Source organism: Gordonia sp. AC31 (assembly GCF_031844505.1).
Taxonomy (GTDB): Bacteria; Actinomycetota; Actinomycetes; order Mycobacteriales; family Mycobacteriaceae; genus Gordonia; species Gordonia hongkongensis.
Genome location: NZ_JAUZVK010000001.1, coordinates 598,750 through 607,867, shown reverse-complemented (window position 1 = coordinate 607,867; position 9,118 = coordinate 598,750). Strand labels below are relative to the sequence as shown.

Sequence of the window (9,118 nt, the reverse complement as noted above, 5' to 3'; positions counted from 1 at the left end):
CAACCCTCGTGGTTGCGGGGCCTTTCTCATTGGTGATCAGCTCAGGTGGTGGACGTCCGCCAAGCCGTATACGGGCGTGGGGATTCCTTCATATCGCGCCTTCAGCTGTAGGGCGAGATACAGCGAATAGTGGCGCGACTGGTGCAGATTTCCGCCGTGGAACCACAGGCCCGGTTGCTGGGTGGGCTTCCACATGTTCCGCTGTTCGCCCTCCCAGGGGCCCGGGTCCTTGGTCGTCTCGGAACCGAGTCCCCACACCTTTCCGACACGGTCGGCGACCTCCTGTCCCATGAGGTCGGCGGCCCAGCCGTTCATCGATCCGTACCCCGTGGCGTAGACGACCACGTCGGCGTCGATCTCGGTCCCGTCGGCGAGCACCACCGAATTCTCGGTGAGGTGGTCCAGTTGACCGTGGACCAGCTTGATCGTTCCGTCGGCGATGAGTTCGCTCGCGCCCACGTCGATGTAGTAGCCGGACCCGCGGCGTAGGTACTTCATGAAGAGTCCGGAGTCGTCGTCGCCGAAGTCGAGCTCGAAGCCGGCCGCCTCGAGTCGTTCGTAGAATTCCTTGTCCTGTTGGCGGATCTGGTCATACACGGGTATCTGGAACTGGTGCATGATCCGGTAGGGCAACGAGGCGAAGGTGAGATCGGCCTTCTTGGTCGTCATCCCGGAGGCGACCGCCTCCTCGCTGTACAGGGAACCGAGGGCGATGGACCGCAGCGAGTCGGATTTCACGATGTGGGTCGAGGAGCGCTGCACCATCGTGGCGTCGACGCCGTTGTCCACCAGCGCCTTGCAGATGTCGTGCGCGGAGTTGTTGGAGCCGATGACGACGACCTTCTTGCCGAGGTAGCCGTCCGGTCCGGGATGTGCGCTCGAGTGGTGTTGCTCGCCGGCGAACACATCCTGCCCGGGGACCGAAGGGACGGCAGGTTTGCCGGACATCCCGGTCGCGAGGACCAGCTGCGTCGGATGGAGCGTGAGGCGCTCACCGTCCCGGTCGACCTCAACCGTCCACCGTGACTCGGCCTCGTCGTACTCAGCGGACAGACACGTCGTCTTACTCCAGTACGGAACCTCCATGACCTTGGTGTAAAACTCGAGCCAGTCGCCGATCTTGTCCTTGGGTGCGAAGACCGGCCAGTTGTCGGGGAACGGCAGGTACGGGAGATGGTCGTACCAAACCGGGTCGTGCAGGCACAGCGACTTGTAGCGTTTGCGCCACTGGTCCCCGGGACGGTCATGGCGATCGACGACGACCGACGGCACGCCGAGCTGGCGGAGTCGTGCGCCGAGCGCGATACCGCCCTGCCCGCCGCCGATCACCAGCACGTACGGTTGCGCCGACCGTCCGAGCGACAGTTCCTCGTCGGCCTTCTTCTCCGCCCAGGAACGGGTGTCGGGGTCGGAACCGTGCACCGCCCCGAGCGGTCGATTCGGGCCGGCCGACTCCTCGTGTCCCTTGAGTTCCTGCATCGTCGTCAGCAGCGTCCAGGCCTTGTCCTCCCCGGCGTCGCGCCCGCCACCGTCGGTGCCGTCGTCGTCGCGACGGATGCGCAGGTGTCCCTCACACCGTCCGACGGCGGTCTCGAACGCGATGAACGCCGAGACGACGCCGTCCCCGTCGTCGGTGGCCGGTTCAGTGGTGGTGAAGTTCGACGGGCGGGTGTCCGCGAGACGCGCGGTCAGCATGTCGGCGATCTGCTCGTGGCCCTCCACCGTCTTGATGTTCCAGGTGAATGCTGTCAGGTCGCGCCAGTAGCTGTCGGTCAGAAACGCGTTCGTCGCGCGGGCGATGTCGTCTGCGGCGAGTGCGGATTCGAACTCACGCAGCCAGGCGTCCATCCGCTCCTGCGGGGTGCGGTCGAGATGGACCAGCGGTTCCAATGTCTGAGTCATGATGCCTCCTCGAGATGTGCCCCGCGAACGTGATGTGGAACACAGCGGGTTGTGGACAGCAGACGCCCCGGCGCCGGGTGGCGGCAAGGGTTGCAGGGGGTTGCGAGGGGCGGGGTACGTTGTCGTCGTCTGTGACGTGACGCACAATCGAAGAGATGAACGCTTACGAGTCGGCCTCCGAGCTGGAGCCCGCGGTGCACGCCGGCGACGATCCGCGCGAGTTCGCGTCCGTTCTCAGCGCGGTTCACGACGCGGCGATGTCGGGCGGGCGCATGCCGGCGCGTCCGCGGAGCGTCATCGACGACTCGTGGCAGCGACTCCGGCGTGCCGGTCTCGACCCGGACGTGGACTGTGCCGGGGAACGGACGCTTCAGCTCGAGGAGCTCGAGGAACGCCGCCGACGCTCCGGCCTGGCGGAGGTCGTGGACGAGCTGGCACGTGGCCTCGACTCGCTGATCGCCGATGGCGACAACATCCTGGTCGTCTCGGATGCCGATGGGCACGTGCTATGGCGGAGCGGATCGTCGAGGGTGCTCACGCGCGCGGACACCCTCGGGTTCGTCGAGGGTGCCGACTGGGCCGAGGGCTCGGTGGGGACCAACGCGATCGGTACGGCACTGATGTCCGGGCGTTCGGTGCAGGTGTTCTCTGCCGAACACTTCGTGCGCAGTCATCATTCGTGGACCTGTACCGGTGCACCGATCAAGGACCCGCGGACCGGTGAGATGTTGGGGGTGGTCGATGTGAGTGGTCCGGCCGCCACCATCCATCCGACCACCTTGGCGCTGGTGCATGCGGTCGCCCGGCTGGCCGAATCGCAACTACGCGAGAGCCACCACCGACGGCTCGATTCGTTGCGGGCGGTGGCCGCGCCGATCCTCGCCCGCATGCCCGGCCCAGCGTTGGCGGTCGACACCGACGGGTGGGTCGCCGCCGTCGACACCGTGTCCCCGCGATCGCGACTGATCCTGCCGCCGCGGCTCGGCCCCGGCCGCATCTTCGTGAATGCGCTGGGGGAGTGCGACGTCGAGGCGTTGCCCGGCGGGTGGTTGGTGCGCGTCGCGGAGACCTCGGACGCATCGACCACACGGGTGACCGTGCGGGTACCGCCGGACGCGCCGGGTATCCGAAACGTCGAGGTCACCGTCGAAGGCGCGAGCGGTGCCTGGACCCATCGCTGTTCGCCCCGGCACGGCGAGATCCTCACCCTCCTGGCGCGACGGCCCGGCGGCGTCACCGCGGCCCAGATGTCGAACCATTTGTTCGGCGTCGACGACCGAACGGTCACCGTCCGGGCCGAGATGTCCCGGCTGCGCAAGCACTTCGGTGGTCTGCTCGTGGCGGGCCCGTACCGGTTCGTCGACGGGGTCGACGTCGAGGTGCTCGCCCCCGAGATCACCACCGTGCACGACTGATCTACACGGGCTCAGTCGTACTCGGCGACCACGAGCCCACGGTCGAAGGCGTATACGATCGCCGCCGCCCGGTCGCGGAGGTCGAGCTTCGTGAAGATGTGGTTGATGTGGCTCTTCACGGTCACCTGCGAGATACCGAGGGCCGCACCGATTTCCGCGTTGGTGCGGCCCCGCGCGATCAGGCGGAGGACATCGGTCTCGCGGTCGGTGAGCCCGGGCACGGCGCTCACCTGCTCGCGACCCGACCGTCGGAAGCCATGGAGAACGCGTTCGGTCACCGCCGGATCCAGGAACGCGCCGTCGCGAACCACCGCGCGGACCGCCCAGATCAGCGCCTCGGCCGGCGAATCCTTGAGGATGAACCCGGCCGCTCCGGCGCGCAGGGCACGGGACAACAGGGCGTCGTCGTCGAAGGTGGTCAGGATCAGCACCGGCGGCGGCTCCCGCAGGGTGCGCACCATCGTGGTGGCGGTGATGCCGTCGACGTCACGCATCCGCAGATCCATCAGGACGATGTCGGGCCGGTGTTCGGCGATCCCCGCGAGGACCCCGGAACCGTCCGCGCATTCACCCACGATGTCGAAGCCGTCGCGCAGGCGCAGGATGCGACGCAGGCCCGTACGGATGAGCTCCTGGTCGTCGACGAGGAGGACCCGGATCGGGTCGGTCGCGGGATCGGTGGGCGCGGTCGTCGTCATACGGGCACCCCTGCGGTGACCGGTCGCGACGGCAGCGTCGCGTGTACCGACCAGGTGCCTGCGCGATGTGATGTGTGGAGCGTGCCGCCGAGCAGTGCCGCGCGCTGGGTCATTCCCTCGATACCGGTGCCGTCGCATTCTCGAGGCCGATCCTCGGTCGCCGGGTTCTCGACCGTGAGAGCCACCGCATCGGCCACCGACACCGAGACCGAGGCCTGCTTGGCCACCGAGTGTCTGACGACGTTGGCCAGGGACTCCTGGGTGATCCGATACAGCGCCGCACCGACCGGACGTGGCAGCTCGGTGAGGTCGCCGACGAGGCTGAAGTCGATGTCGACGCCGGCCTTGCGGTAGTCCTCGACGAGCCGGACGAGGTCTCCGGCGCCCGGTGACGGGGCCGTCGATCCCGTCGGCTCGGTCGTCCCCAATACGTGGACGATGGTGCGGATCTCGGTCATCGCCTGTCGACCTTGGCGTTCGGCGTCGGAGAGTGCCTCCAGTGCCTCCTCGATGTCACGATCCTGTTCGAGCACGCGACGGGCGCCGGTGACGTTGAGCATGGTGATCGACAGGGAATGCGCGATGACATCGTGGATCTCGCGGGCGATCCGCTGTCGTTCGTCGCTCGCGGCGCGGTCGGCACGCTCGGCGAGCACCCGGGCCCGGTTGTCGGCCAGACGCTTCTGGATCAGCATCATGTAGCCGATCAGCCAACCGCACGCGACGCCGAGCGCGTAGATGGCCGGTGACTCGAGACCGCCGACGGCGCCGAACCACACGATGACGGCGAAGCAGGCCGCCGTCACGATCAGTCCGCCGAGAAGGGGATACATCGCGGCGGCGATCGCCGCCACCAGGACGAGTTGGAGTGGGGCGGCGTCGGTGGGCGTCGGGACCATGAGGAAGCAGACCGTACTGGTGATCACCGCAGAGCACGGGTACGAGGTCGGCGGCAGGGTCAGGTCGAGCACCAGCGAGAGCACGGCGAGGACCAGCGCCGCGATCACCCACCCGATCTGATCGAACGGGAAACGTTGTGCCGTCGACACCAGGGTGACCACGACGCTCGACGACAGGATCACCGCGGGGTACAGCGGCGGGTAGTCGCCGCCCGCCCGTTCGATCCGCCGGCGCAGCCCCGCGCCCATCTCCGCTGTGAAGCCCGTCACCGTTCCAGGATAGTTCCGCAGAACTGCCGAACGTCCGCCTCACGGTGGATTCGGCTGTCCACCCTGGGGTGGAGAACCGGTCAACCCGCGGGATGGCGACTCGGGACTTTGGCCTCCATAGCGTTGTGAGCAGCCGATATCGCCGACCGAGGAGGACATCATGAGCACGCTGCGGACACGACCCCGGCGCTGGGAGCGCCTCGAGACCCGACCAGGGCCGACAGATCCCGCCCTGGCCCCGCCGATCGACGCGGTGCGTGGCGTACCGGTGCCGGGCCACGCGGGGTTCGGCCGTCCGGTCGTCGTCGGAGTCGACGGGAGTGACGCCTCACTGCGTGCGGTGAAGGTCGCCGTTCGACTGCTCGGCGATTCCGGCGACCTGATCCTGATCTGCGCCACGCGGCGTCGTCGGAAAGAAGCGAGCACCACGCTCCACGACGCCCTCAAGGACGAGGCCTATCTGCTCTCCGGTCAGGCGGGAGTCGACGAGACCCTGCGGACCGCCGCCGAACTCGCGAGGTGGCATGGTGCACGGACGGTGTCGACCATGAGCGAGGTCGGCGACCCGACGACGGTCCTGCACCGGGCAGCCCGACGGGTGGAGGCCGGCGCCGTCGTCATCGGTACCGGTGGGACACGTCCGGGCTGGACCGCCCGACGTCTCGCCGGACGACTCGACGCCGACGTCACCCTGATCGTCACCGACGGGTCGGTCCATCTGCGCCGTCGGGCTGCGCGGGTCGATGATGTCCGCGACACCACCTGGACCTTCCCCTGGCCGGCGCCCGCACCGCGACCCGCGTAGCAACGGCCGCGTGACACGATGTGCAGATGCACATCACCGACGAGTCGAGGCTGCGGGAGATCGTCGGCCATCCGATGGAGATCATCCGCGACAAGGCGCGGAACTCACTCGCCGCCGTCGACCGGGAATGGCTCGCGGAGTCGCCGATGGTGTTCCTGGCGACGGCCGACGAACTCGGACGGATCGACGTGTCGCCCAAGGGCGACCCGGCCGGCAAGGTCGTCCACGTCATCGACGACCGGCACATCGCGATACCCGAGCGGCCGGGCAACCGTCGTGTCGACGGCTACGTGAACATACTCCGGAACCCCAATGCGGGCACCATCTTCGTCGTACCCGGTCGCGGGGACACGCTGCGGATCAACGGCCGCGCCCGCATCGTCGAGGACGCCGACTACTTCGACGACCTCACGGTCAGCGGTAAGCGGCCGATCCTCGCGGTGGAGATCACCGTCGACGAGGTGTTCTACCACTGTCCCAAGGCGTTTCTCCGGTCCGATCTGTGGAAGCCGGACTCATGGCGACCCGACGCGCTGCCCTCGGTCGCGGAGATCACCCGGCGCGTGATGCCCGAAGCGGGCAACGAACGGTTCACCGAGGACAGCTTCCGTCCGTACCTCTACTGACCCGCCGGCGGTGCGGGCGCGGGATCGAACACGGTGTCCCCGGTCACCCCGATACCCTCGAAGGGCGATGCGGCACCGACGACACCGGTGCCCTCACCGACGACGGCGAAGGGATGGCCATGGGCCGGTACATTGAAGCGTTCACACGGGCAGCCGACGATCGGGAGGCTTTCTGGCTCGACGCCGCCACCGGCGTCGAATGGATCACCCCACCCACCTCCGCGCTCGACGACTCTGCCGCCCCGCTCTACCGCTGGTTCCCGGACGCGACCCTGAACACCTGTGCCAACACCCTCGATCGCCACGTGTCGGCGGGGCACGGCGACCGGACCGCGCTGATCTGGGACTCGGCGATGGTGGGCGAGGTCCGTCGGTACTCCTACGCCGAACTGCTCGACGAGGTCTCGCGATTCGCCGGTGTCCTCACCGGGCAGGGGATCGGTTACGGAGATCGCGTGGTGATCTACATGCCGATGATTCCCGAGGCGGCCGTCGCGATGCTGGCGTGCGCGCGGATCGGCGCGGTGCACTCGGTGGTCTTCGGCGGTTTCGCCGCCCGTGAGCTCGCGACCCGTATCGACGACGCCGAGCCCGTCGCCGTCCTCACCGCCTCGGGCGGTCTGGAACCGGGCCGGGTCGTCGAGTATCTGCCGATGGTGGCCAAGGCCATCGAGTTGTCGGCGACGCCCCCGCGCGTCGTCATCGTCAAGGACCGTCCCGAGATCGGCGGTGTCGCAGCGGATCACGAGGGTTGGCTCGACTGGGACGACGTGCTCGCCGGTGCCGATCCGGTCGAGCCGGTCGCGGTCAAGGCTACCGATCCGCTGTACATCCTCTACACCTCGGGGACCACCGGGAAGCCCAAGGGCGTCGTCCGCGACAACGGCGGGCATGCGGTGGCCCTGACATGGTCGATGGCGAACATCTACGACATCGCCGCCGGCGACGTGTGGTGGACCGCCTCGGATGTGGGGTGGGTCGTCGGACACTCCTACATCGTGTACGGGCCCCTCCTCGTCGGAGCGACATCGGTGATGTACGAGGGAAAGCCGGTCGGTACCCCGGACGCGGGCGCGTTCTGGCGTGTCATCGGTGAACACGGGGTGAAGGCGTTGTTCACCGCACCCACCGCGATCCGCGCCATCCGCAAGGCGGACCCGGACGCCACCGAACTGAGCAAGTACGACGTGTCTTCGATCGAGATGTTGTTCGCGGCGGGCGAGCGACTCGACCCGGACACTTTCACGTGGGCCTCGGAGGTGCTCGGTGTCCCGGTCGTGGACCACTGGTGGCAGACCGAGACCGGTTGGGCGATCGCGGCGAATCTCCGTGGGCTGGAGCCGATGCCGATCAAGGCGGGCTCGCCGACGGTCGCCGTTCCCGGCTACCGCGTGGGCGTCGTCGACGCCGAGGGCAATTCGCTGGACCCGGGCGAGGAGGGCAACATCGTCATCGGTCTGCCGCTGCCGCCCGGAACCCTCGCCGGGTTGTGGCGCGACGAGGAGCGGTACCGCAAGTCCTACCTGGCCGCCTTCGACGGCTATTACCTGACCGGCGACTCCGGCTACATCGACGAAGACGGCTACGTGTTCGTCCTCGGCCGCTCGGACGACGTGATCAACGTTGCCGGACACCGGCTTTCGACCGGAAGCATCGAGGCCGTCGTGGCCTCGCATCCGGCGGTCGCCGAGTGCGCGGTCATCGGCATCCACGACGACCTCAAGGGTCAGCGACCCAGTGGTTACGTGGTGCTGAAGTCGGGTGTCGACATCGAGGCGGACACGCTGCGCGACGAGCTGGTGGCCAAGGTGCGCAACGAGATCGGTGCGGTCGCGACCTTCCGCGACGTCACGGTGGTGTCGGCACTGCCCAAGACGCGGTCGGGCAAGATCCTGCGGAAGACGATGCGCCAGATCGCCGATCACGAGGAGTACACCGTCCCGTCGACCATCGAGGACCCGGACGTGCTGACCGCCCTCGCCGAGCAGCTCAAGGGCTGACGGGCGTCGAGGACGTGCGCGACCGCATCCTCCGCACTGCGATAGCCCTCGTCCCGTTCGTCGGGCTGGTCGGCACGATCGTCATGACGGTGATCGATGCGCTGTCGCCGGGAGGCGAACTCGGCCGGGATCTGCTCGAGAACTCGGTGCTGTGGATGATCGGCGTCCAGGGCTGGATGACCGGTTGCGGCCACATGTTTTTCGGCGAGCCGATCGCGGAATCGATCGGCTGGCCGTCCAAGACGCCGTGGCAGTGGGAGGTCGGTCTCGCGAGTCTGGCGACCGGCGTGCTCGGTGTCCTCGCCTCCGGTTTCGGTGACGAGTTCACCCTGGCCACGATCCTCGCGTTCTCCGTGTTCTATCTCGGTGCGGCCGTCGGACATGTACGGGAGATGGTGACCCGCCGGAACTTCAAGGCGGGCAATGCCGGACCGATCTTCTTCTTCGACGTGCTGGTGCCGGTCTACCTGATCGTGTTGTACACGGTCGTCGCCTAGCGCAGA

8 protein-coding genes are annotated in these 9,118 nt (G+C 67.9%); 5 read left to right on the top strand and 3 right to left on the bottom strand.

Annotated features, from left to right (window positions below):
* Positions 1–36: 36 nt before the first annotated feature.
* On the bottom strand, positions 37–1,902 hold the full coding sequence (locus Q9R39_RS02925; protein WP_211539440.1) for an NAD(P)/FAD-dependent oxidoreductase: 1,866 nt from the start codon (positions 1,900–1,902) through the stop codon (positions 37–39).
* A 155-nt stretch (positions 1,903–2,057) separates the two neighbouring features.
* Between Q9R39_RS02925 and Q9R39_RS02920 the strand changes: the two genes are divergently transcribed.
* On the top strand, positions 2,058–3,317 hold the full coding sequence (locus tag Q9R39_RS02920) for a helix-turn-helix domain-containing protein (RefSeq protein WP_211539439.1): 1,260 nt from the start codon (positions 2,058–2,060) through the stop codon (positions 3,315–3,317).
* Between the two features lie 11 nt (positions 3,318–3,328).
* On the opposite strand, the gene Q9R39_RS02915 is transcribed toward Q9R39_RS02920, so the two are convergent.
* Positions 3,329–4,015, bottom strand: a complete 687-nt coding sequence (locus Q9R39_RS02915; RefSeq protein WP_211539438.1) for a response regulator transcription factor — start codon at positions 4,013–4,015, stop codon at positions 3,329–3,331.
* Entirely contained in the window at positions 4,012–5,184 is a 1,173-nt protein-coding gene (locus tag Q9R39_RS02910; protein WP_307848069.1) for a histidine kinase, read from the bottom strand. The genes Q9R39_RS02915 and Q9R39_RS02910 overlap by 4 nt, the downstream gene beginning before the upstream one ends.
* Positions 5,185–5,344: 160 nt before the next feature.
* On the opposite strand from Q9R39_RS02910, the gene Q9R39_RS02905 reads away from it, so the two are divergent.
* The 4 genes from Q9R39_RS02905 (at position 5,345) to Q9R39_RS02890 (ending at position 9,112) form a co-directional block, all read left to right on the top strand.
* Complete coding sequence (locus tag Q9R39_RS02905) at positions 5,345–5,989, top strand: universal stress protein (RefSeq protein ID WP_311277061.1); 645 nt, start codon at positions 5,345–5,347, stop codon at positions 5,987–5,989.
* Between the two features lie 26 nt (positions 5,990–6,015).
* Positions 6,016–6,615 (top strand): MSMEG_1061 family FMN-dependent PPOX-type flavoprotein, encoded by a 600-nt coding sequence (locus Q9R39_RS02900; protein WP_058253689.1) that lies wholly within the window; start codon positions 6,016–6,018, stop codon positions 6,613–6,615.
* A 119-nt stretch (positions 6,616–6,734) separates the two neighbouring features.
* Positions 6,735–8,615, top strand: coding sequence for a propionyl-CoA synthetase (locus Q9R39_RS02895; protein WP_311277060.1), 1,881 nt, complete (start codon positions 6,735–6,737; stop codon positions 8,613–8,615).
* Positions 8,616–8,629: 14 nt separating this feature from the next.
* A complete protein-coding gene (locus Q9R39_RS02890) occupies positions 8,630–9,112 on the top strand; it encodes a DUF6790 family protein (RefSeq protein ID WP_211539434.1) in 483 nt (160 codons plus the stop codon).
* Positions 9,113–9,118 lie beyond the last annotated feature (6 nt).

What these genes read in the sequence shown, in the direction of transcription:
- Q9R39_RS02915 (WP_211539438.1), bottom strand. Translation starts at nt 4,015, where the DNA reads ATGACGACGACCGCGCCCACCGATCCCGCGACCGACCCGATCCGGGTC.
- Q9R39_RS02920 (WP_211539439.1), top strand. Translation starts at nt 2,058, where the DNA reads ATGAACGCTTACGAGTCGGCCTCCGAGCTGGAGCCCGCGGTGCACGCC.
- Q9R39_RS02905 (WP_311277061.1), top strand. Translation starts at nt 5,345, where the DNA reads ATGAGCACGCTGCGGACACGACCCCGGCGCTGGGAGCGCCTCGAGACC.
- Q9R39_RS02900 (WP_058253689.1), top strand. Translation starts at nt 6,016, where the DNA reads ATGCACATCACCGACGAGTCGAGGCTGCGGGAGATCGTCGGCCATCCG.
- Q9R39_RS02895 (WP_311277060.1), top strand. Translation starts at nt 6,735, where the DNA reads ATGGGCCGGTACATTGAAGCGTTCACACGGGCAGCCGACGATCGGGAG.
- Q9R39_RS02925 (WP_211539440.1), bottom strand. Translation starts at nt 1,902, where the DNA reads ATGACTCAGACATTGGAACCGCTGGTCCATCTCGACCGCACCCCGCAG.